Consider the following 21,642-nt stretch of genomic DNA (forward strand, 5'->3'; position numbering starts at 1 on the left):
CTCCTTTACCTCCATTAAAAAAATCCGTTTACAAATACATATGTAAAACAGCCCTTCTCAAGAATCCATCGATAAAAAAACCAGCAGCCAACAGGCCACTGGTTCTCTCTTATCTATTAAACTGTGTAACGCTCATCTTCTAAAATTTTCGCAGCAATTTCACGCTTCTTCGGAATTACGTTAAGTGGTGTGTGGCGAGTTAATTTACGTAATGATGATAACATCATGCGCAGCATGTCGCCATTTTCAACTGCGATAAGTGTTTCTTTCGCATCTGCTTCGATTTCGTTGAATGCTTCTTGGCAGAATACTTCAGTGTATAACACTTTTTGTTTATTCTTTTCAAGACCAGTTGTTTTAATTGCTTTTTCTGTACGAAGAAGAGCTGATTCCATTGCGTAAAGATTGCTTACAATGTCAGCGATATTCACAAGAATTTCTTGCTCTTTATCTAATGCTTTACCGTATTTTTGAGCTGCTAATCCAGCTACCATTAAACCGATTTTCTTCGCGTTCTTTACTAAATATTTTTGAAGTGCTAATGGCTCATCGCCTACTTCTTCTGGCATCATCATCATTAACTCTTCTTGTAATTTTTGTGCTTTTTGTAGTAATGGTAATTCACCTTTCATCGCTTTACGTAAGAACGTACCTGGTACGATTAGGCGGTTAATTTCGTTCGTTCCTTCGAAAATACGGTTAATACGAGAATCGCGGTACATTCTTTCAATCTCGTACTCTGCCATAAATCCGTAACCACCGTGAATTTGAACACCTTCATCTACTGTATAATCTAACACTTCAGAACCGAATACTTTATTTAAAGAGCACTCGATTGCATATTCAGCGATAGAAGCTGCTACTGCTTTACCGTCTTTTACTTCTTCTTCAGATAATGTGCTCATGCGACTTTCGAATAAACCTACTGTACGATATACAGAGCTTTCAGCTGCATATGTTTTCGCTGCCATATTCGCAAGTTTCTCTTGAATTAATGGGAAGCGAGCGATTGGTTGTTTGAATTGTTGACGTTGATTTGCATATTGTGCTGAAATTTCTACTGCACGTTTCGCAGATCCAACTGTACCAACACCTAATTTATAACGACCGATATTTAAAATGTTGAACGCGATAATATGGCCTTTACCGATTTCACCAAGTAGGTTTTCTTTCGGTACTAACGCATCTTCTAAAATTAACGTACGAGTTGAAGAACATTTAATACCCATTTTCTTCTCTTCAGGGCTTGTAGATACACCAGCATAGTCTTTCTCTACGATAAATGCTGAGAAGTGCTCACCGTCTATTTTTGCGTATACGATAAATACGTCAGCAAATGCAGAGTTTGTAATCCATTGTTTTTCACCATTTAATACGTAATGCGTACCTTCTGCATTTAAACGTGCAGTTGTTTTTGCACCTAATGCGTCAGATCCTGAACCTGGCTCAGTTAATGCGTATGCCGCTAATTTTTCACCAGTTGCAAGTAGTGGTAAATATTTTTTCTTTTGCTCTTCGTTACCGAATAATACGATTGGTAACGATCCGATACCAACGTGAGCACCGTGAGTGATTGCAAAACCACCAGCGCGCGAGAATTTCTCTGCGATTAACGCTGAGCTTACTTTATCAAGACCAATTCCGCCGTACTCTTCTGGTACGTCAGCGCCTAGTAAACCAAGTTCACCAGCTTCTTTTAAAAGACGCACAGAACGATCAAACTCGTGTTGTTCTAAATATTCAAGCTCCGGAAGAACTTCATTTACGATAAAGTCCTCTGTCGTTTTTGCAATCATTTTATGCTCAGATGAAAAATCTTCTGGCGTAAACACTTGATCAATTGTAATTTCCTCTACTAAAAAGCTACCGCCTTTAACCGCATTTCCTACTGTTTTTTCCATGAAAATTTCCTCCTTCATATTTTCATAAGCCGCTTTTCTCATTTTGAAAGAAGCTGGCTCTCATTTTTTTATAAACCTTTGTTGCTTCCATTCTTTGCTTTAGCGCCCTCTTGTTCTGAGCGAGCCGCCTGCGCTTTTTTTATAATCCAGTTCCGGTGGCTAAAACAGTCGGTCGTTTCATCCCTTCCTGTGAGGCAAAAAGCACCTCTTCGTCAGGGCTTCCAACGCCCTCCTGTTCTGAGCAAGCCACCTGCACTTTTTTTATAATCCAGTTCCGGTGGCTAAAACAGTCGGTCGTTTCATCCCTTCCTGTGAGGCAAAAAGCGCCTCTTCGTCAGGGCTTCCAACGCCCTCCTGTTCTGAGCAAGCCACCTGCACTTTTTTTATAATCCAGTTCCAGCGGCTAGAATGTTCGGTGGCTTCGCTTCTTCCTACGAGGCAAAAAGCGCCTCTACGTCTGAAGCTCCATCCCCCTCACATTCTGAGCGAGCCGCTTACACTTTTTTTATAGTAATTCAAATACTCCCGCTGCTCCCATTCCGCCACCGATACACATTGTTACGATACCGAATTGTTGGTTGCGACGTTTCATTTCGTGAATAAGAGATAGTGTTAGTTTTGCTCCTGTACAGCCAAGTGGATGTCCAAGTGCGATTGCACCGCCGTTTACGTTTACTTTTTCTTCATCTAAACCAAGTTCACGAATAACTTGGATAGATTGAGAAGCAAATGCTTCATTTAGTTCAAATAGACCGATATCAGATAGCTCTAAACCAGCTAATTTTAACGCTTTCGGAATTGCAGCAATTGGGCCGATTCCCATTACTTCTGGTGGTACTCCAGCTACTGCGAATGAACGGAATTTTGCAAGTGGCTTCATGCCATCGCTCACTGCTTTTTCACGATCCATTAATAGTACAGATGCTGCACCGTCACTCATTTGTGAAGAGTTACCAGCCGTTACAGAACCGCGAACGTTAAATGCTGGACGTAATTTACCTAAAATGTCTAGCGTCGTCTCTGCTCTTACACCTTCGTCTTGTGCGAAAATGATTGTTTCTTCTTGCAGTTTGTTGTTTGATCCAACCGAGCGTAACGTCACATCTACAGATACTGTTTCATCCGCAAAGTTCCCTGCAGCTAATGCTTTCGCAGCACGTTGATGACTTCTTACTGCAAATGCATCTTGTTCTTCACGAGAAATTCCATATTTCACAGCAACTTGCTCTGCTGTATGCCCCATACCCATATAATATTCTGGTGCTGCTTCTACAAGGCGACTATTCGGACGAACAACGTGTCCCATCATTGGAACTAAACTCATTGATTCCGCTCCGCCTGATAATACAGCTTCAGAGTGACCAAGCATAATGCGCTCTGCTCCGTAAGCGATACTTTGTAAACCTGAAGAACAGTAACGGTTAATTGTAATAGCTGGAACATCGTAAGAAAGTCCTGCTAGCCCACCGATATTACGAGCCATATTTAAACCTTGCTCTGCTTCTGGCATCGCACAACCGAAAATTAAATCATCAATTGGTCCTTCATAATTCGCACGCTTTAACGTTTCTTTTACTACTAACGCCCCTAGATCGTCAGGACGAACTGTTTTTAATGAACCCCTCTTTGCTTTTCCAATTGGTGTTCTTGCTCCCGCAACAATGACAGCTTCTCTCATGAACGATATCTCCCCCTCGTTATTAGTTACGTAATGGTTTTCCTTTTACAAGCATGTGCTGCATTCTTGCTTGTGATTTCATCTCACTTACTAAGCTAATAAATGCTTCACGTTCTACATCTAATAAATACTGCTCATCAACTTCTGTTCCGTACGGCACTTTTCCGCCCGCAATGACATATGCCAGTTTCTTCGCAATGTGCAGATCATGTTCAGAAATGTAACCTGATAAATGCATTGCCTCTGCACCAAGTACAAGCGCTGCATATCCTGTCTCACCAACAACTGGTATCTTTTTGCGGATAGGTGCTTTATAACCTGCTTCATATAAAGAAAGTGCTTTTTGTTTCGCATCATATAATAAGTGATCACCATTCACACTAATACCGTCTTTATCGCCTAAGAAGTTGTTCGATACAGCTTCTTGTGCTGATGTAGAAACTTTCGCCATCGCTACAGATTCGAATACTTTATTCGCAACTTTTTGTAAGTCGAATTCTACACCGTTTGCCATTTTGTTTAAGTGTTTAATGTATAACTCTTTGTTACCGCCTCCGCCAGGGATTAAGCCAACACCTACTTCTACTAAGCCCATATAAGTCTCACTAGAAGCTTGAATGCTCGCTGCTGGTAAACAAACTTCTGTACCTCCGCCAAGCGTCATACCATATGGCGCCGCTACAACTGGCTTAGAAGAGTATTTAATTTTCGTCATTGCATCTTGGAAGTTTTTCACAACCAACTCAATTTCAAAGTAGTTGTCATCTTGTGCTTCCATTAAGATCATTGCTAGGTTCGCACCAACGCAGAAGTTCTTCGATTGGTTACCGATAACAAGACCTTTATAATTCTTTTCTACTTCATCAACAGCGTAGTTAATCATTTGCGTAATATCCATACCGATTGCATTGCTCTTCGAATGGAATTCTAAGCAAAGGATACCATCGCCTAAATCGATTAAGCTCGCTCCGCTATTTTTCTTTAATACGCCATTTTTCGCTTTTAATTGTTTAAGAGAAATTGCCTTTTTATTACGTTCGATTAGCTTATATTCGCCATTATCGTAATAGTAGCTATCTCCGTTATCGTGTTTGTAGAAAGTAGTGAAACCTTTCTCTAACATTTCTTTCACCCAAGTCGGAACAACTACGCCGTTTTCTTCCATCTTTTGAACGGACTTTTCAACGCCGATTGCATCCCAAACTTCAAATGGTCCTTGCTCCCAGCCGAAGCCCCACTTCATCGCTTGGTCAATTGCAACGATATCGTCAGCAATTTCTTTATGAAGTTTTGCAGAGTATAAAAGAGTTGGTGTGATGATGTTCCATAACAACTCTCCTGCGCGGTCTTTCGCGTATACAAGCGCTTTCAATTTATTCGATAAACCTTTTTCTTGTTTACTTAACTCGATAGATGCAGCTTTTAATTTTTTGCGAGCTTCGTATTCCATCGTTTCAGGATTTAGTTCTAAAATTTCTTTTCCTTGTTTTAAGAAGAAGCCTTGACCTGTTTTGCTTCCAAGCCATTTTTTATCAAGCATGTCATGCATGAAAGCTGGTACTTTAAATACATCACGCTCTTCTTCTTGTACGTTTTCATATACGTTATTTGCAACGTGTACGAATGTATCTAAACCAACAACATCTAATGTACGGAACGTTGCGCTCTTCGGGCGACCAATAAGTGGGCCTGTTACAGAATCAACTTCCCCAATGCTATAGCCGCGTTTTATCATCTCTTGAAGAGTTACTAATAAACCGTACGTACCGATGCGGTTTCCAATAAAGTTTGGTGTGTCTTTTGCGATAACAACGCCTTTTCCAAGAACGTCTTCGCCAAATAGTTTCATGAAGCTTAATACTTGTGGATCTGTTTCTTTCGTCGGTATTACCTCTAGAAGTTTTAAATATCGTGGTGGGTTAAAAAAGTGTGTGCCTAAGAAGTGCTTTTGGAAGTCGTCTGAACGACCTTCTGCCATTTTTTCTACTGAAATGCCTGACGTATTCGAGCTTACAATAGAACCCGCTTTACGAACGGCATCTACTTTTTCAAATAGTTTCTTTTTAATATCTAAGTTTTCAACTACTACTTCGATAATCCAATCTACATCAGCTAGACGCTCAAGATCATCTTCTAAGTTACCTGCTTCAATCAGTGCTAAATTTCCTTTCACTGTCAGAGGAGCTGGTTTTTGCTTTAATAGTTTTTGCACAGCCGTATTACTAAAACGATTTCTCACACTTTTATGTTCTAATGTAAGTCCCTTCGCTTCTTCTTCTTTCGTAAGCGCAGGTGGTACAATATCAAGCAATAATGTCGGAATACCAATATTAGCTAAGTGTGCCGCAATTCCTGAACCCATTACGCCTGAACCTAGAACAGCAGCCTTTTTAATTTGGAACATCCATTTCTCCCCCTATTCTTGAATGAATGCTCATTCAATTTTTCGACATGAGTCGCAATCAATGAGTGAGCCTCTACTAATAAATATATGATACAGTTTGAATTTTCGCAATATATTTATTGATAAAATTTTCTGAAATAAATATATTTCTTTCATTTGGCTATGCTATACATGTGTATTTTCTTCATTAAAATGCACTTTTCCTTTTTATAATCTGACGAAACTGGAGGAATATATATGGCAAAACTTAAGAAGAACCCTTCAAAAGCTGGAATTAGCGCAGCAAGTGTAACTGGAAATGCAGGTCCGCATAATCACAGTGTTGAAAAAGGGCGTCAAAGTAATAACCAACAATATAAGAAGCATAATATGGGCGAAAAATAACGCTATATTTTTGGGCAGAGGACGTGGCATAATGATTAATGGCTGCTTTTTCTGCCCAATTTATTTGTACATATGGAAAACAAAAGAGGGAACGACGATGAAACGAACAATAATTATGATTGTAATGATTGCCACACTATTTACAGGGATGATTTTCTTCTCTTATGCACAAAGGCAACAAGTTGTAAGAGCAGATCAGCCTAACATTACTGGGCAATACGGGATTACAATCGATGCAGACACAGGTGAAATTTTGTACGGAAAACGGGAAGATGAACGCTCTTATCCGGCTAGTATAGGGAAAATGATGACTACCTTACTCTTACTAGAAAATGTGAAAGAAGATGAAGAAATTACGGTAACAGAGAATGCGATTAAAACGGAAAGTCAAAGTAAGAAGATTAAGCTTCGCGCGGGTGAAAAATTAAAACGTGATGAGGCATTAAAACTTATGCTTATTATTAGTGCAGACCCAATCGCTGAGTCAATTGCAGAACATATCGCAGGATCAAAAAATGAGTTTGTGAAAATGATGAACGCTAGGGCGAAGGAACTTGGGACAAAACATGCGACTTTCAAAAACGCAAGCGGTGCTGATGCACTTGGAAATAAAGTATCACCATATGACATTGCTATTATTACGAAAGAAGCCTTGAAGTATCCGATCGTTTTAGAATATATGAATTCAATACATACAACACTACATACTTCAGAGCGTTCTCCGAAAATCGCAAACTATGGACGAGAAGAACTATATGATGATCCATATGCGATTGGAAGTAAAAGCGGTTTATCAGCACTCGGAAAATACACAGTCGTAACAGTTGATGAAAAAGACGGTAAACGCGTCATTAACGTCGTGTTATCTTCTACTCGTACGCAGCTATATCCTGATACGAAGAAAATGGCGCACTACGCATTTCAGCAATTAAAATAACCAAGGAGTATTTTCTCCTTGGTTATTTTTTGATCATACCTTTTAATACGAACGCAACGTTTGCTGGACGTTCTGCTAGACGGCGCATGAAATAGCCATACCAGTCGTTTCCATAAGGCACGTAAACGCGCATTTTGTAACCTTCTTTTACTAGCTCAAGTTGACGCTCTGTACGAATACCAAATAACATTTGGAATTCAAATTGATCCCTTGGAATGTTGTGTTCTTCCGCAAGTTTTTTCGTATATTCAATAATCGCTTCGTCATGTGAAGCAATTGCAGTGTAATTTCCATTTAATAAGTGCATTTTAATAATTTTTTTATAATTGTCATCTACATCTTTCTTTTCTGGGAACGCTACTTCTTCAGGTTCTTTATAGGCCCCTTTTACAAGACGTAAATTAGGATTATAAGCGTTTAAATCTTCCATATCTTTTTCTGTACGATATAAGTAAGCTTGAATAACTGTACCAATATTATCGTATTCAGATTTTAATTGTTTAAAGATATCAATTGTTTTTCCGCAGCGCGTATAGTCTTCCATATCAATTGTAATAAACACACCATTTTCTTTTGCAGCTTCTAAAATACGGCGCATATTGTTCATTACGATTTCGTCAGAAATATCTAATCCCATAGAAGTCATCTTTAAAGAAAGCTGCGAATTAAGACCTTCTCTTCCAATTGCACGAATCGCTTCAATCGATTCGCTAGCCATTTCATTTGCTTCCGCTTCGTTATCAACGAATTCACCTAAATAATCGATTGTTACACAAAGACCTTGCTTATTTAAGGCTTTAATTGCAGCTGTCGCTAATTCAATCGTTTCCCCTGCGACGAAGCGACCTGCACCAAAGCGTAAACCGTACTTTTTAGCCAGTTTTGTTAGCGCTTTATTTTTAGATAAGAAAAGAAACGAATTTCGCATTAATTGTTCCATGTAATTCACCCCTACGACTATAATTTATCTGTTTTTTACCCCTCTTCAAAATTATATCATTGTTTAAAATTATTTGATACAAATAATTATTTAGATAATTTATAAAATACTATCAAAACATTTAAAACCCTATATTCTCGTTTATAAATATAAAGAAAATATTTTTCGACATTCAGAAAAAACGGGTTTACTAGGGAAAAAATGAGCATGCCGAAAATATTCGACATGCTCACAAAACCATTTATATTTCATGTAAATTATATAAGGATATTAATAACAAAAACTTGAGGTAACATTATCTCAAGCCTTCTTACTTCTCATTTCGCTTCTCATCATTCAGCTTTTTAATATTCGTAATTAACTGTACCATCTCTTCTTTTGCATCTGGATACGTCTCATTCCAATGTTTCACTAAAGCTGGCATCGTCTTAGCCATATAAGAATAAAGTGCCCATTTCTGTACCTGCTCTTTTCGCTCTTCGTTGCTCTCTCCAAGTAATAGTTCCGTGTATTTCTCTAGCAAGCCATCAAACTGCTCATTAAACTTTTCACTCATCTTATTTTCCTCCTATATGAAAAAAGCAGCGAAGATCGCTGCTTTTTCTTATAATTTTGATCGAACAGAGTCTAATTTCTTCTCCATCGTACTTACTTTATCACGGCGATCATCGATACGAATTGTTGTCGCAACGCGCTGTGCACCTTTCATGTATGGAACTTCATGCATTTGTTGAATGACTTCTAAAATGACAGGAAGATCTCCTTCAATTACTGTATTCATCGGTGTTAATTGATACTTCACGCGATCAGCATTTTTCTCTAGTACCTTTTGTACTTCTGCTACATATTCACTAACACTTGGGTTACCTGTTCCTACTGGAATAATCGATACATCAACAATTGCCATAATAATCTTCCTCCTATTACTGCTTCTTATATATCCATTGTCTATTTTACCGAAATTCTCATCATTTTACTAATACGTTACTCTTCTACTTTAAACTGCTCAATCAATTTTTCTAAGTCCTGCATATTCTCTGTCAAACTTTCCATCGTATGAGCTACTTTTTCTAAATGATTCACTTGTGACTCAGTTGCTGCATTTACCTCTTCAGAAACAGCCGCACTCTCTTGACTCGTGCTAGCAATTGTTTGCATAACTTCTGTAATTTCTTCTTGCTCGTGACCTATGTTATTTACCTCTTCTACAATTTTTTCAACTGAGGCACTAATAGTATTTACAACTGACATAATTGTGCGGAATTCTGTCTCCGCCTCTGTCGTAACTTTATTTTGTATATCCGCAATGTCTTTCAATTTACTTACAACTTCTACAACTCGTTTTACTTCTAACTGCACATCGCTAATCATTATTGTAATCTCACCCGTTGCCTCTTTTGATTGTTCAGCTAATTTCCGAACCTCTTCCGCAACAACAGCAAAGCCCTTACCTTGCTCACCTGCACGTGCTGCTTCAATTGAAGCGTTTAAAGCCAGTAAATTCGTTTGATCCGAAAGACCTTTTATAAGTTCTACCACATTTTGAATCGATCCAACCCTTTGCTCTAACTTACCGGACGCTTCTTCCGTATGAACAACGATAGAAGATGATTGTTCTCTTGTACGAACTAAATTTCGCATCGTATTGAGTCCCTGCTTAGACGCTTCTTCCGCCTTACCAGTCACTCCCTTTATTTCACCAACGGAACTATTCATTTCTCCCATCGACTGCGCCATATTTTCAAGTTGCGCTGAAACCTCCTCTACACTATTAGCAAGAGTAGACGCGCCTCCGCTCACATCATCCATTGCACCTGAAACTTCTCTACTAGCTGCTACAGTTTCATTCGTTAAATAATGCAGATTGTGAGTCGATTTCTGTACTGTCGATACACTATTTTTAATTTTACTTACCATTTCATTCATTTGCTCAACCATATGATTAAAATGATTTGTCAGTTCTCCAACTTCATCCTTACTTGTCACTTTCATTTGCAACGTTAAGTCACCTTCTGCTACTTTTTGAACGTGATTTGTTAATAGTTGCAATGGTCTTGCTAATCTTCTTGAGAATACATATGAAGCTAATATTCCAATCAATAAACTTATACATGCCATTATAATAACTGTATTTCTTGTTTCTATTAGTAAGTTATCAATGGACTCTTTCGGATATACAATCCCGATTTTCCATTTCATCTTATCAAACGATTGACTATAGGCTACTACATCTTTGCCACCTAATGTCGCCGCCGCAAATTTCGTCTCATCTTTATTTAAACTTTTAACAAGTGGTTCTTTCGAAACATCTTTTCCTACTTTCTCCGGGTACACAATGGCGATATTTTTATCATTTATAACAAACATTTCTCCGCCATTATTATATTGAATATTATGGAGTAGCTTTTGAATCGTTCCTAGTGATACATCCATTGCTACAACGCCTAACACAGAACCATCTTGTCCGACAATGGCTTTTGAAACTCCAATACTTAACTTCCCCGTCGCGATTTCATATTGTGGTTCTCCCCAAATAGTCGATTCTGTAGCTGCTTCTGACGCTTTATACCAAGGGCGACTCGTCGGATCATATCCTTCTGGAACTGTCCCACCATCTGCAAGATTTGCACTCAACGTTTTTTTATCTTTCGTCCCAATGTAGACATCTAAAATATCAGGATGATTCTTTTTAAACCTTGAAAATTCCTTTAAAATAAAACTCTCTTCTTCTGGAGTAACCCCATCTTGTAGCATGTTTTGAATATCATCATGAGATCCATAATGACCCATATCTTCTTCAATTCGCTGCATAAATGCAGTTAACTGCTCTGTCACAAGATCCATCGTATTTTCAGAATACTGGTCTAAGGAGTGCGTTTCTTTCTCTTTTTGCAATTGATACACAGCTGTACCTAATATTACAAACATCATAGAAATAAGTACCGAAAATACTACTGCAATTTTTAAACGTAAACTTCTCAACATATTCCCTCAAGCATCCCCTTCTCGGTAAAATTTAATCGTATTAATCACTATATTAAGTATAATAGATAAATCAGAAAGCTCAATCCATATAGTTTAAAAAATTGAAATTTGTTCTCATTTCAATCAACCTACTTGTTATCTCAACACTTGTGTAAAAACAAATAGTTCATTATCCTTAACATATAATCTCATTCGTTCGGAGGGAACTATGCTACAAAAATTCGGTTTCTCACAATATGAAAGCCAAGCTTATGAAGTTGTCGTATCAAGCAATGACCCATTGGATGCAACAACTATCGTTAAACATTCAGGTGTTCCAAAAGCAAAAATATACGAAGTGTTAGCACGACTCATTAATAAAGGGATGGTAATGGATTCTGTTTCTGAAAAGAAAAAATTGTATACAGCATTACCACTCAAGCTAGCAATTGAAAAGTTAACGACAGAATTCCAATCTAATATTAAAGAACTTGAAAATAATATTTCTAAAAAATCATTTACAGATGACCGCGTTTGGAGTTTAAAAATGCAGTCTTCTATTAAAGTACAAAGTAGGCAACTTATAGAAGATGCGAAAGAATCCATACGCATCTCCGCATGGAACGATACCCTTTTAGAATATCTTCCTTTACTAGAACAAAAAGAAAAACAAGGCGTCCAAGTCGAGTCCCTCATAGTTGGAAAAGTGGAAACTGACTTAGAAAACATGCATTTTTTAATCCCAGCTCAAGAACCTAACGCATTAGAGCGTTATTTACTACTCATCGTTGACGATAGTGAAATTTTATTTGCTGGTGTAGAGCAAGAATCATGGCAAGCGATGAAAACAATGTCACAACCTTTCGTGAAGTTCTTTACGGAGTTCTTCTATCATGACGTTGCACTTGCGAAGATTACAGAGAAGCACCATGATCTCTTTATGCAGGATGAGGAAATTAAGGAATTGTTGATGAAGTTGAGATATTAACAAATCCAAAAATCGATTCTACCATTTGAATAGATAATATAATTTTCCATACAAAAAAAGCTGTATCAAACGGAGTTTTACATACTCATTTGGTACAGCTCTTTTTTACGCTTTCGCTAATTCAATTTTATGTAGTTGGTTTTTCGGATGGTTTTGATTTGTAAATACAGAACGTTCATTTCACGATTTTTTTTGCTCCTTTATCTCCATCAAAAGCTCAATAATCTTCTCATTTTGCTCTACTTGTTTCTCAGAATTTTGATAGATGAAACGAATCCATCTAAATACAAAAATAATAAGAAATAATGGGACTAAAGAAATTAGAAAACCAATAATTGAAAAATTAGACTCCATATACTATCACCTCGCTATATACTCCCTTCTCCATTTCTCTACTAACCCCTGCAATTTTTCACACAAAAAAGAACCTATCAAATGATAGATTCTTCTTTCGTAAGCTGATTCGAACGTCCTCTCGTAATAGAGAAAATCGCACAAAGCAGTGCCAATATAATGAAAACGCCGCCTACCCAAGCGTTATATATAACAGATGATTTCTCAATAACAACTCCGCCCACTGTTGAGCCAAGTGCAATTCCTAAATGAAGTGCAGAGTTATTTAAACCTTGCTGAATACCAGCTGATTCTGGCGCAATTTCAATTAAATAGTTTTGCTGTGCTGGCGAAATTGCCCAGCTCAGCATACTCCAAAGCCCCATCATAATAATGAAAAGCGGGAATGAGAATGTCATCATCGGCAACATAAAGATTGCACATGCAAATACGATAATGATGGAAATAATACTTTTCTTCGATCCCCATTTATCAGCAAGCCAGCCGCCAAGGCCACCTCCAAGTACCGCTGCAATTCCGAAAATGAAGTAAAACACACTAATCCAATTTGCTTCAACATGCATCACATCTTTTAGAAACGGCGTTAAATATGCGTATAGCGTTAAATGACCTGTTAAAAATAAAAATGATGTTAACTGTGCGCTTACAATTTTTTTATCCTTTAACGTAGCAATTTGTTCTCTTATTGATAATACCGATGTCGCTGGTACTTTCGTTAAGAATAATGAAATACAAGCAATCGCCATAACCGTTAATATTGAAATTAATACAAATGGTGCACGCCATCCATATGCATTTCCGAGCACAAGACCTAGCGGTACTCCAAGTACGAGTGATCCACTAATACCCATGAAAATGATTCCAATTGCACGCGCACGGAAATGCGGCTCTACTACACTAGAAGCAAGTGTTACCGATAGTGCAATAATAAGCGATCCACTCGCTGCACAAATTACTCTCGAGAACATTAACATCTCGTAATTCACACTAAATGCCGAAATGATATTTCCAATTAAGAAAATTGATAATGCCACAACATACAATTTCTTTCTTTCAAACTTGCCTGTTAATGCTAATAAAACTGGCCCCGATAGAGCAAATACTACTGAAAATATTGTAATAAGCTGACCAGCTGCACTAATCGACACACCTAAATCATTAGCAACTAAATCAAGCGTTCCTCCTATAATTAGCTCAACCGTTCCGACTACGAAAGCCGCAATAGCTAAAATATATACACGAAAATTCAAGCCTTTCCCCACACTTTCTCTTTTGGTTACTACCATTATAGTAACCAAAAGAGAAAGTGGACGCAAGTACAAATTTTTTTATAGCAAAAAAGCAGGCGTATAATACGCCTGCCCTTCAATCATTAAACTCCAGTTTCTTTCTTCTTATTTAAGTACCAATATACCGGAAGTCCAGTAAATACAATTCCAATTGATAAGAAGCAGCTTACCGGATCGTTAATAATTGCACTTCCAAGTACAAACAATGACCCTAAAATCGCAACGATTGGTACAATCGGGAATAACGGTACACTATATGCACGCTCTTTATCCTTGTTACGTCTTCGTAAAATGAAGACACCAATAAACGTCATTACGTAGAAAATATAAATAATGAATACGGAAATCTCAGATAGCTTATTCGGATCACTAATAAGCATTAAAATAATTCCTAAAATGATTTCAACAGTAATCGCATTTGCTGGTGTTTTAAATCTCGAATTTTCTTTTGCAATAAACTTAGAAAACGGAAGGTGTCCACGCTCTGCCATCGACATCGGAATACGTGGGAACGTTAAAATCTTTCCATTTAAACAACCGAAAATAGAAATGATAATACCGATACTAATAATTTTCCCGCCATATTCTCCAAGTAACATACCCGCAGCTGTCGCTGTTGCATTTTCTCCAAGGTCTACAATTTTCGCTGCTGGTAATACATTTAATAACGCTAAGTTAATTAACACGTAAGCAGCTGTTACAATTAAAATCCCAACTGTCATTGCCTTCGGTAATAACTTTGTTGGGTTCTTCATTTCTCCGCCAATAGAAGCGAGTAAAATCCAGCCATCATAGGCAAATAAAGTTGCTAAAATTGCCATCCCGATACTTTGATTTTCTGATATCGGTACAACTACGTTGAAGATATCACTATTCCCTTTCCAAAACCCTAGCACAACAATTAATATAATTGGAATCATCTTCCCAACTGTCGTAACCGTTTGGACGATGCCCCCATATTTTGTTCCCAAACTATTTATAACGCCTAGGAACACAACTGTTCCAATTGCGATTGGTAAATTCCAGACTTTATCTAAATAGAAAAAATTGATCATTAAAGAACTAAAATACAAACCTAACGTTCCAATAATAGCTGGTCCATAAACAATTGTTTGCATCCAGCCAGATAAATACCCCCAAAAACTTCCGTAAATCTCCTCTAAATACGTATACAACCCACCATTTTTCGGAATTTGCGCTCCAATTTCGGCTACTGTTAAACCACTTGCTAACGTCAACAGACCACCAATTACCCAAGCAAGGATTGCCATATTAGAACTCCCTGAGTAATCTAATACGCTCCCTGGTTTCATAAACACACCAGACCCAATAATAGTTCCTACTACGATAGAAAGTGCTACTGTTAAACCAATTTTGTTTTTCTCATCATGATGCATGCTGCGTATCCTCCTTCCAATACTAGTGTGATGCAAAAATAAAATAAAAAAACACTCCTCCCTAAAAAAGGGACGAGTGTTGTATTCGTGGTTCCACCCTTGTTTCAATTCGTAAAGTGACACACTTCACCAATTTCTCAAGTCCAAATAACGGTTTTTGCCGGCAAGCAATTACTAGGTATCCGTTCACTGCTGCAGTTCAGAGGTGGTAATCGATTTTCTCGTATTAGGAAGCTCACAGCCAAAGGCTTCCCTCTCTGAGAATCGTAAAAAATTGATCATGTCCTCATCATCACTTCTTGATGTCGAATTTTGTAGTTATTGTTCATTATATTGAATTGTTAGAAAAAATCAATATATATTTTATATAACATAAGAAACATTTCTCTTCTTATATTATAACAGAAGTTACCATTTTTCTCTATTTCCCTAAAAATGGTATAATTCATGTAGGAGGTGTACTAATAATGATTGCTATTTTTTGTATCATCGCTACTGTTCTTTCTTTTATATTCGCTATCATGTATCGATATAAGTATCCTGGTTATAGCATTTTAGCGGTAGCTATTATACCAGCTGCTTCCTTCTACGTATTAGGTAAATACCAATATACTGAAGTGTTTATCGGTTTTGCAATCTTCTACTGCATCTTTGGATACATACTAACAATGAAAAGAATTTCAATGAATCATTAAAAGGGACCGATTTCTGCTTACAGAAATCGGTCCTCGCATTTGTCGTATGTACCTTTCGGTTGCCCACACGAAAGATACTACATAGTTCAATTATTTTTCATCTTTTTTCATAAAAAATTTATGATTTGGAAGATCCACATTTAAATCTGCTAATTGTTTCTTTTCCTTTTCTAGAATCGCTTTCGCTTTTTCTTTTGTCACCTCATCTAAGTTTGCAAAGATGTCTTCATGCTTCCCTTTCTCTGGAAGATTCACACCTAGTTTTGCCAATTCTTCTTTCGCTTGCTCGCGAGTTAATTTCCCGGACTTTTCTTGCTCAAAAATAGACTTCGCTTTTTCTTTTGTCGCCTCATCTAGATTCGCGAACATATCACCGTGCTTCCCTTTCTCTGGGAATTTCACACCTAGTTCTTTCAACTTCGCTTTCGCTTGCTCACGAGTTAGTGTTCCAGACTTTTCTTGCTTCAAAATTGCTTCCGCTTTTTCTTTTGTCGCCTCATCTAAATCCGCGAACATGTCACCGTGCTTCCCTTTCTCTGGAAGCGTTACGCCTAATTCTTTCAATTTCTCTTTCACTTGCTCATGCGTTAATGCTCCGGACTTTTCTTGCTCAAAAATGGACTTCGCTTTTTCTTTTGTCGCCTCATCTAAATTCGCGAATATATCTTTGTGCTTACCTTTCTCTGGGAATTTCACGCCTAGCTTTGTTAATTCCTCATTTGCTTGTTCGCGAGTTAATTTCCCGGATTTTTCTTGCTCTAGAATCGACTTCGCTTTTTCTTTTGTCGCCTCATCTAAGTCCGCAAGCATGTCTTTGCGTTTCTCCTTCTCTGGAAGTTTCACACCTAGTTCCTCTAACTGTTTCTTTGTATCGTCCATAATCGTTTTTACTTTTTGTTTTGTAGCCTCATCTAAATTCTTCTTCGCAGTTCCTTTTGTAACTTGCTCGGCCGCTGGAGTATTCGTTGCCGCAAACGCTGGTATGCAAGCTCCTCCTATAATTCCAAATGATAAAGCACCTGCAATTGCTACATACCCAACTGTTTTCTTCTTCATAGGAAATTTCCTCCTTCATAGTTCTAAAGCATGTACACTTTCGTATACAATGCCAATAGTAATGTTGGTTTCTTAAAATTTCCTTAACGATTTAAATAAAAAACACCGCTCATCACGAGCGGCGTTTTTCTAAGCTTTTTGTAATTGTAATTCTTCACGTTCCATTACTTTTCTTAATACAATTGTTTGTGTCATTGTAAATAAGTTACCTGTAATCCAATACAGCACCAGTCCTGATGGCGCCGCAAATCCCATAAATAGAATCATTGCAGGCATCATAATTTGCTGTATTTTCAGCATTTGAACTTGTTCTCCAGGCGTTACATTTGATTGGAACACCTTCATTTGAATAAATGTTGTTAACGCTGCGATAATCGGTAATATATGATATGGATCTGCATGTCCTAGGTTCACCCATAAAAATGAAGATGTACGAATCTCTTCAGTTCGGCTAATCGCATAATACAAAGCAGAGAAAATCGGCATTTGTATAAAGATTGGCCAGCACCCAGCTAACGGATTCCAACCGCCTGATTTCATTAGTTCTGACATTTCTTTTTGATACTGCTTTTGTTTTTCAAGATCTTTACCCACATCACCGTATTTCTGTTTCAGCTTCTGTAATTCAGGTTGCATTTTTTTCATTTTCGCTTGGCTACGATATTGCGAAACAGCTAATGGAATCATTGCTGAACGAATAACGAGCGTCATGATAATAATGGCAATCCCGAAGCTAGCTCCAGGTATATGATGAGCAACAAATTGAATCATAAATGAGATTGGATATACGAAATAATGGTTCCAAATTCCCGTACTATGTGAATCAATTGTGCCTGCATTACTGCAGCCAGATAAAACAAAAACAAGTAATAATGATAAACTAATGAGCCTAGCTCGGTATGATTTTAACATGTTCATTCCTCCAATGTTTCGTAATTAATTAGCGAAACATTGGTGTATACGGACCTACCTCGTCACTCTCTCCACTCGATTCTTGTCTGCGGACAGAACGAATCATTCCATATTTATAAAAAATAGAAAATAGCGGTACATTTCTTGTACCCTCTTCACACGTATCTACTAGTTTAAAAGCTCTCTGTCTACCGCTCGATGCTTGCTGACGCACAAAGCGAGAAACGTTAGCAAGAAAAAAGACTTCTAATACACAAAGCGCTGTCGTTACAAACGATATATATAGAATTGCATCCTGCAATAAAAATTCCATCGCTTCACATCCTTAATAAAGTCATTTTAGCATATTCAGCAAACATTCTCTATTTCCTTTTGTTCTCAAAAATTTTTTTTGCATATTTTCTCAAAAAATTATGCTAGAAAACTAATGTATCCGCTTTCTTTAGTATATTCACACGTATCTTTGAATAGGTTTAATTTGTTAGAAATTTATAAAATTTTTGCATTATAATAAAACTATTGCCAGTTTTTGAAAAAAGCTTTATTCTCTTCTTGTAATCAAAAATGAATATGGAGATGAAACATACTATGGGTCAACTAGGAGACGCCGATTACGTTCCCGACACCGCCTTTTTATCCTTCCCAGCAGCTAAAACATTTCATTTAGAATTCATCATACAGTTAGTTGTTATTTTTATAGCTTCTATTTTGTATGCAATTTCTATGAATATGTTTTTTATCCCGCATAATATGATTAGCGGTGGATTCGCTGGTGTAGGGATGATTATCGGTTATTTAATGCACTACAATATCGGAGCACTTATCTTTTTACTAAACATTCCGCTTCTTATTTTAAGTCACTTTTACTTAGGAAAGAAGACAACCTTTTTAACGGCATACTTTGTGGCTGTATCATCTTTAGCGATGAACATTATCCCAGTACACCAAGTTTCAGATGATATTTTGCTGTCTTCTGTATTCGGTGGTGTCATCTGCGGTGCTGCCTCAGGAATCATATTCCGATTTGCTTCTTCAACAGGTGGTTTTGATGTTGTTGGATTGATTGTAGCGAAACATCGCGATGTTTCAATTGGAGCAATCATCTTTGGATTCAACTTAATCTTACTTGTTGCAGCAGGATTTATTTTCGGATGGGATATTACGCTTTATACGTTAATTAGTCGGTTTGTAGTCAGCAAAGTAATTGATGCCGTGCATACAAAACATATTAAATTAACGATAATGACAATTACAGAAAAAGGTGAGGAAATAAAAAGCTCACTATTACATCACGGCATACGTGGCGTAACAATGGTAGATGCTGTCGGCGGCTATACAAACCATAAGAAAAAAATGATTTACACTGTCGTAACTCGCTACGAGTTGGGCGAAATGAAACGTATTATCCGCCAAGTGGATAATAAAGCATTTATGAACATTACTGAAACAGTTGAAATTGTCGGCCGTTTCAAACGTATATAAAAAGGCGCAAGGAACTACAATTCCTTGCGTTTTTTATTTTTTACACTTATTACAAAATCAGATAATTCTATTATTGTATCACTAAATATGTTATAATAAAACTAGACTTACAAAAAAGAGTATATAGACTTGGAAGTTTCTCTTATTTTTATAAGCAAAAAGAAACGAGCAGTCGGGTATATTTCAGACACCATACACGTAACGGTTTAAAAAAACCGATCATCTTAGTTATTCTTCACTGATCTTTTTATAAAAGATACGTACAACTAAAATTCACTTCAATATACTATACCTACCTTTTTGACTTCCAAATCATCTTATTACATAAGGAGATGAACATATGAATCAATATATACGATACACACTAGCTGTCCTATTTGCGATCGTCGGCGGCGTGATCTGTTTCTGGACAAACACAGAGCTTGGAGAGAATATCATTTTTAATGGAATCGAAACCCTTGTAAGCGCTTCAATTTTAGGCGGATACATTTTCTTCCTCTTCAATCCAGAAGAAAATGCTCAAAAAACAATGTTATTAACAATGATCGGAATCGTTGGTGGATGTATTTCCTACTCAATGACAAACTATACATTACCACTTCAATTAAGCTCAGCTTTCTTCCACGGTCTATGGACTTGGTTTATCGCATTCTGCCTAGCAGATGTATTCAATCTATTACAGGACACTGAAGAAGAAAATGGTCGTCAAATTGAAAGTAACTCGTAAGCTGGAAGATATTCTTCCAGCTTTTTTGTTTACTGTTCTTTCCTGTTCATACCCCATCACCAAAATAAAAAGAAGTTACCTCCACGGTAACTTCTTTCCCATATACCCCACTTAGTATTCAATTAAATATATCAACGATTTTTAAAATATATCGATCGTTTCTCCACTTATATCAGCGATTTTTTCATTATATCGACGGTTCGACACTCAAAACGCACAACATGCCTATCCCCCAAGTAACTTACTGCCGAACTCAACGATTAAAAAGATAATTAATAGGATCGCGAGTATCTTTAATGCTACATACGCCACTTTAAAAACAGCATAAATGAGCAAGACTATCAAAATAATCGATAAAATTTCCATATGTATCTCCTCCTATCTCTTTTATTCTACCTGTACTTCGTTTTTTATGAAATCGAATAAGATGACATATAAAAAAGAGGATACCTCACCCATCGTAAGATACCCTCGCCTGTAGCTGCTCAAACCATTCTCTCTCTACTTGTAAATATCCCATTCCACTCTTCTCAGCACTCTCCAATTCTTTATCAGCTTTCTTCATATAAATGCGGGAAGCTTCCATATCGTCCTCTAAATATTTAATAATTCCTTGTGTACGGTAATATCCGTTTAAATCCATTTTGGTAATGGCCTTTGCATGTTCCTTTGCTTCTTGCAGAGAAAGGCTATCCGTCTGATAAAGAGCTTTATATAAAAGATACCAACTATGAAAACTACCAACGAAAAATTTATTTTCCTTCGTTACAGATAGCTGAACAATTTGTTCTATATACGGTATCGCTCTTTCCATTCCCTTTTGATCAGCTCGGGCATAAAAGACGAGCATAAGTCCGCTCATTATCTCTCTTATACTTTTATCCTCTTTTAATTTTTCCTCACTAAGTTCTACTAATCTCTCATCCCAATCTTTCGGTCTTTTATAACTAAATAACTCACTCGATATTTGAATCGTATATAAATGCTGCTTAGCTTTTTCATCATCTTTAATTAAAATGAGAAATTGCATGCCATCGCTTAGTAGCGTTCCCTTTATCGGCACGATTGTAACTGCAAAAATCACAAAGTGGAAAACGGAAAAATATAAAAGATATTGATAATAGCTCACCATGTATATGTAACCTGAAGTAATACCGAATAATAAACTCATAATTGGTCCGCCTAAAGTCATCCACGCCCATTTCTTTGAAAGGTTCGGTGTCTCTATAGAAGACGGTGCTAACATCACCACACCACCAAAGTACGCCCATAATTTATTTTCTCGAATGCGTAATTTCCCCTTTTCTTTTTGAACAGTGATAGGTCCTACTGTCATAAATTTAAAATTCAAACCACCTATCAAACCAAATACTACGTGCCCTAGCTCATGAATGGCTAACACTAATAATACAATTCCAAATACTGCCCATATATTCAACATTACTTCTAATTTCCCAGTTCGAATTACTCCGTATAAAATGGACAGAACTAGCGCCGCCGTCATGGAACCAGCTGGCCTTCTTAAAATATCCAC

General features: G+C 37.2%; 21 protein-coding genes and 1 other annotated feature. Of the genes, 6 read left to right on the forward strand and 15 right to left on the reverse strand.

Annotated features, from left to right (window positions below):
• Nucleotides 1-116 precede the first annotated feature (116 nt).
• From LCF45_RS24710 to LCF45_RS24720, 3 genes are all read right to left on the reverse strand, one after another.
• On the reverse strand, nt 117-1,919 hold the full coding sequence (locus tag LCF45_RS24710; protein WP_152630522.1) for an acyl-CoA dehydrogenase family protein: 1,803 nt from the start codon (nt 1,917-1,919) through the stop codon (nt 117-119).
• Nucleotides 1,920-2,406: 487 nt separating this feature from the next.
• Nucleotides 2,407-3,579: an acetyl-CoA C-acetyltransferase gene (locus LCF45_RS24715; RefSeq protein WP_001206332.1), complete on the reverse strand. Its 1,173-nt coding sequence runs from the start codon at nt 3,577-3,579 to the stop codon at nt 2,407-2,409.
• Nucleotides 3,580-3,601: 22 nt separating this feature from the next.
• Entirely contained in the window at nt 3,602-5,983 is a 2,382-nt protein-coding gene (locus LCF45_RS24720) for a 3-hydroxyacyl-CoA dehydrogenase/enoyl-CoA hydratase family protein (protein WP_033730843.1), read from the reverse strand.
• A gap of 237 nt (nt 5,984-6,220) precedes the next feature.
• On the opposite strand from LCF45_RS24720, the gene LCF45_RS24725 reads away from it, so the two are divergent.
• Together LCF45_RS24725 and LCF45_RS24730 are read left to right on the forward strand one after the other, a co-directional pair.
• On the forward strand, nt 6,221-6,367 hold the full coding sequence (locus LCF45_RS24725) for a YuzL family protein (protein WP_002129775.1): 147 nt from the start codon (nt 6,221-6,223) through the stop codon (nt 6,365-6,367).
• Between the two features lie 97 nt (nt 6,368-6,464).
• Complete coding sequence (locus LCF45_RS24730; protein WP_033713142.1) at nt 6,465-7,304, forward strand: D-alanyl-D-alanine carboxypeptidase family protein; 840 nt, start codon at nt 6,465-6,467, stop codon at nt 7,302-7,304.
• Between the two features lie 22 nt (nt 7,305-7,326).
• Here LCF45_RS24730 and LCF45_RS24735 read toward each other — a convergent pair whose 3' ends face one another.
• The 4 genes from LCF45_RS24735 to LCF45_RS24750 form a co-directional block, all read right to left on the reverse strand.
• Nucleotides 7,327-8,244: a proline dehydrogenase family protein gene (locus LCF45_RS24735; RefSeq protein WP_002089421.1), complete on the reverse strand. Its 918-nt coding sequence runs from the start codon at nt 8,242-8,244 to the stop codon at nt 7,327-7,329.
• Between the two features lie 310 nt (nt 8,245-8,554).
• Nucleotides 8,555-8,800, reverse strand: a complete 246-nt coding sequence (locus LCF45_RS24740; protein WP_001290599.1) for a YusU family protein — start codon at nt 8,798-8,800, stop codon at nt 8,555-8,557.
• Nucleotides 8,801-8,848: 48 nt separating this feature from the next.
• A complete protein-coding gene (locus LCF45_RS24745; RefSeq protein WP_263894345.1) occupies nt 8,849-9,151 on the reverse strand; it encodes an MTH1187 family thiamine-binding protein in 303 nt (100 codons plus the stop codon).
• 77 nt (nt 9,152-9,228) lie between these two features.
• Complete coding sequence (locus LCF45_RS24750; protein WP_263894346.1) at nt 9,229-11,229, reverse strand: methyl-accepting chemotaxis protein; 2,001 nt, start codon at nt 11,227-11,229, stop codon at nt 9,229-9,231.
• Nucleotides 11,230-11,437: 208 nt separating this feature from the next.
• Here LCF45_RS24750 and LCF45_RS24755 point away from each other — a divergent pair, with 208 nt between their 5' ends.
• Complete coding sequence (locus LCF45_RS24755; RefSeq protein WP_263894347.1) at nt 11,438-12,196, forward strand: TrmB family transcriptional regulator; 759 nt, start codon at nt 11,438-11,440, stop codon at nt 12,194-12,196.
• A 180-nt stretch (nt 12,197-12,376) separates the two neighbouring features.
• Here the strand turns inward: LCF45_RS24755 and LCF45_RS24760 are convergent, their stop codons facing one another.
• From LCF45_RS24760 to LCF45_RS24770, 3 genes are all read right to left on the reverse strand, one after another.
• Nucleotides 12,377-12,550 carry a hypothetical protein gene (locus LCF45_RS24760; protein ID WP_002034605.1) on the reverse strand — a complete coding sequence of 58 codons (174 nt, stop codon included), beginning with the start codon at nt 12,548-12,550 and terminating at the stop codon, nt 12,377-12,379.
• A gap of 77 nt (nt 12,551-12,627) precedes the next feature.
• The gene (locus LCF45_RS24765; protein WP_002129783.1) at nt 12,628-13,812 is read right to left on the reverse strand and encodes an MFS transporter; all 1,185 of its coding nucleotides are present in this window, start codon (nt 13,810-13,812) and stop codon (nt 12,628-12,630) included.
• A gap of 110 nt (nt 13,813-13,922) precedes the next feature.
• Nucleotides 13,923-15,236 carry an APC family permease gene (locus LCF45_RS24770; protein WP_002167429.1) on the reverse strand — a complete coding sequence of 438 codons (1,314 nt, stop codon included), beginning with the start codon at nt 15,234-15,236 and terminating at the stop codon, nt 13,923-13,925.
• A 65-nt stretch (nt 15,237-15,301) separates the two neighbouring features.
• Nucleotides 15,302-15,538, reverse strand: a binding site (T-box leader).
• 165 nt (nt 15,539-15,703) lie between these two features.
• On the opposite strand from LCF45_RS24770, the gene LCF45_RS24775 reads away from it, so the two are divergent.
• Nucleotides 15,704-15,931 (forward strand): hypothetical protein, encoded by a 228-nt coding sequence (locus tag LCF45_RS24775; protein WP_002015964.1) that lies wholly within the window; start codon nt 15,704-15,706, stop codon nt 15,929-15,931.
• Between the two features lie 90 nt (nt 15,932-16,021).
• Here the strand turns inward: LCF45_RS24775 and LCF45_RS24780 are convergent, their stop codons facing one another.
• From LCF45_RS24780 to LCF45_RS24790, 3 genes are all read right to left on the reverse strand, one after another.
• The gene (locus LCF45_RS24780) at nt 16,022-16,987 is read right to left on the reverse strand and encodes a hypothetical protein (RefSeq protein WP_002129785.1); all 966 of its coding nucleotides are present in this window, start codon (nt 16,985-16,987) and stop codon (nt 16,022-16,024) included.
• Nucleotides 16,988-17,116: 129 nt separating this feature from the next.
• The gene (yidC, locus tag LCF45_RS24785; protein WP_002015966.1) at nt 17,117-17,899 is read right to left on the reverse strand and encodes a membrane protein insertase YidC; all 783 of its coding nucleotides are present in this window, start codon (nt 17,897-17,899) and stop codon (nt 17,117-17,119) included.
• A gap of 28 nt (nt 17,900-17,927) precedes the next feature.
• Nucleotides 17,928-18,212, reverse strand: coding sequence for a hypothetical protein (locus LCF45_RS24790; protein WP_002015967.1), 285 nt, complete (start codon nt 18,210-18,212; stop codon nt 17,928-17,930).
• Between the two features lie 275 nt (nt 18,213-18,487).
• Here LCF45_RS24790 and LCF45_RS24795 point away from each other — a divergent pair, with 275 nt between their 5' ends.
• Both LCF45_RS24795 and LCF45_RS24800 read left to right on the forward strand, forming a co-directional pair.
• Nucleotides 18,488-19,381 carry a YitT family protein gene (locus tag LCF45_RS24795; protein ID WP_000530031.1) on the forward strand — a complete coding sequence of 298 codons (894 nt, stop codon included), beginning with the start codon at nt 18,488-18,490 and terminating at the stop codon, nt 19,379-19,381.
• Between the two features lie 340 nt (nt 19,382-19,721).
• Nucleotides 19,722-20,108, forward strand: coding sequence for a DUF3938 domain-containing protein (locus LCF45_RS24800; protein ID WP_002034640.1), 387 nt, complete (start codon nt 19,722-19,724; stop codon nt 20,106-20,108).
• Between the two features lie 225 nt (nt 20,109-20,333).
• Here LCF45_RS24800 and LCF45_RS24805 read toward each other — a convergent pair whose 3' ends face one another.
• The gene (locus tag LCF45_RS24805; protein WP_000404757.1) at nt 20,334-20,474 is read right to left on the reverse strand and encodes a DUF3985 family protein; all 141 of its coding nucleotides are present in this window, start codon (nt 20,472-20,474) and stop codon (nt 20,334-20,336) included.
• 85 nt (nt 20,475-20,559) lie between these two features.
• Nucleotides 20,560-21,612 carry a site-2 protease family protein gene (locus tag LCF45_RS24810; RefSeq protein ID WP_002129811.1) on the reverse strand — a complete coding sequence of 351 codons (1,053 nt, stop codon included), beginning with the start codon at nt 21,610-21,612 and terminating at the stop codon, nt 20,560-20,562.
• Nucleotides 21,613-21,642 lie beyond the last annotated feature (30 nt).

Source organism: Bacillus sp. 41-22 (assembly GCF_025809295.1).
Taxonomy (GTDB): Bacteria; Bacillota; Bacilli; order Bacillales; family Bacillaceae_G; genus Bacillus_A; species Bacillus_A mycoides.

Excerpts from the sequence above, each read along its gene's own strand:
- LCF45_RS24710 (WP_152630522.1), bottom strand. The coding sequence starts at position 1,919 with ATGAAGGAGGAAATTTTCATGGAAAAAACAGTAGGAAATGCGGTTAAA.
- LCF45_RS24715 (WP_001206332.1), bottom strand. The coding sequence starts at position 3,579 with ATGAGAGAAGCTGTCATTGTTGCGGGAGCAAGAACACCAATTGGAAAA.
- LCF45_RS24720 (WP_033730843.1), bottom strand. The coding sequence starts at position 5,983 with ATGTTCCAAATTAAAAAGGCTGCTGTTCTAGGTTCAGGCGTAATGGGT.
- LCF45_RS24725 (WP_002129775.1), top strand. The coding sequence starts at position 6,221 with ATGGCAAAACTTAAGAAGAACCCTTCAAAAGCTGGAATTAGCGCAGCA.
- LCF45_RS24730 (WP_033713142.1), top strand. The coding sequence starts at position 6,465 with ATGAAACGAACAATAATTATGATTGTAATGATTGCCACACTATTTACA.
- LCF45_RS24735 (WP_002089421.1), bottom strand. The coding sequence starts at position 8,244 with ATGGAACAATTAATGCGAAATTCGTTTCTTTTCTTATCTAAAAATAAA.
- LCF45_RS24740 (WP_001290599.1), bottom strand. The coding sequence starts at position 8,800 with ATGAGTGAAAAGTTTAATGAGCAGTTTGATGGCTTGCTAGAGAAATAC.
- LCF45_RS24745 (WP_263894345.1), bottom strand. The coding sequence starts at position 9,151 with ATGGCAATTGTTGATGTATCGATTATTCCAGTAGGAACAGGTAACCCA.
- LCF45_RS24750 (WP_263894346.1), bottom strand. The coding sequence starts at position 11,229 with ATGTTGAGAAGTTTACGTTTAAAAATTGCAGTAGTATTTTCGGTACTT.
- LCF45_RS24755 (WP_263894347.1), top strand. The coding sequence starts at position 11,438 with ATGCTACAAAAATTCGGTTTCTCACAATATGAAAGCCAAGCTTATGAA.
- LCF45_RS24760 (WP_002034605.1), bottom strand. The coding sequence starts at position 12,550 with ATGGAGTCTAATTTTTCAATTATTGGTTTTCTAATTTCTTTAGTCCCA.
- LCF45_RS24770 (WP_002167429.1), bottom strand. The coding sequence starts at position 15,236 with ATGCATCATGATGAGAAAAACAAAATTGGTTTAACAGTAGCACTTTCT.
- LCF45_RS24775 (WP_002015964.1), top strand. The coding sequence starts at position 15,704 with ATGATTGCTATTTTTTGTATCATCGCTACTGTTCTTTCTTTTATATTC.
- LCF45_RS24780 (WP_002129785.1), bottom strand. The coding sequence starts at position 16,987 with ATGAAGAAGAAAACAGTTGGGTATGTAGCAATTGCAGGTGCTTTATCA.
- yidC (WP_002015966.1), bottom strand. The coding sequence starts at position 17,899 with ATGTTAAAATCATACCGAGCTAGGCTCATTAGTTTATCATTATTACTT.
- LCF45_RS24790 (WP_002015967.1), bottom strand. The coding sequence starts at position 18,212 with ATGGAATTTTTATTGCAGGATGCAATTCTATATATATCGTTTGTAACG.
- LCF45_RS24795 (WP_000530031.1), top strand. The coding sequence starts at position 18,488 with ATGGGTCAACTAGGAGACGCCGATTACGTTCCCGACACCGCCTTTTTA.
- LCF45_RS24800 (WP_002034640.1), top strand. The coding sequence starts at position 19,722 with ATGAATCAATATATACGATACACACTAGCTGTCCTATTTGCGATCGTC.
- LCF45_RS24805 (WP_000404757.1), bottom strand. The coding sequence starts at position 20,474 with ATGGAAATTTTATCGATTATTTTGATAGTCTTGCTCATTTATGCTGTT.
- LCF45_RS24810 (WP_002129811.1), bottom strand. The coding sequence starts at position 21,612 with ATGACGGCGGCGCTAGTTCTGTCCATTTTATACGGAGTAATTCGAACT.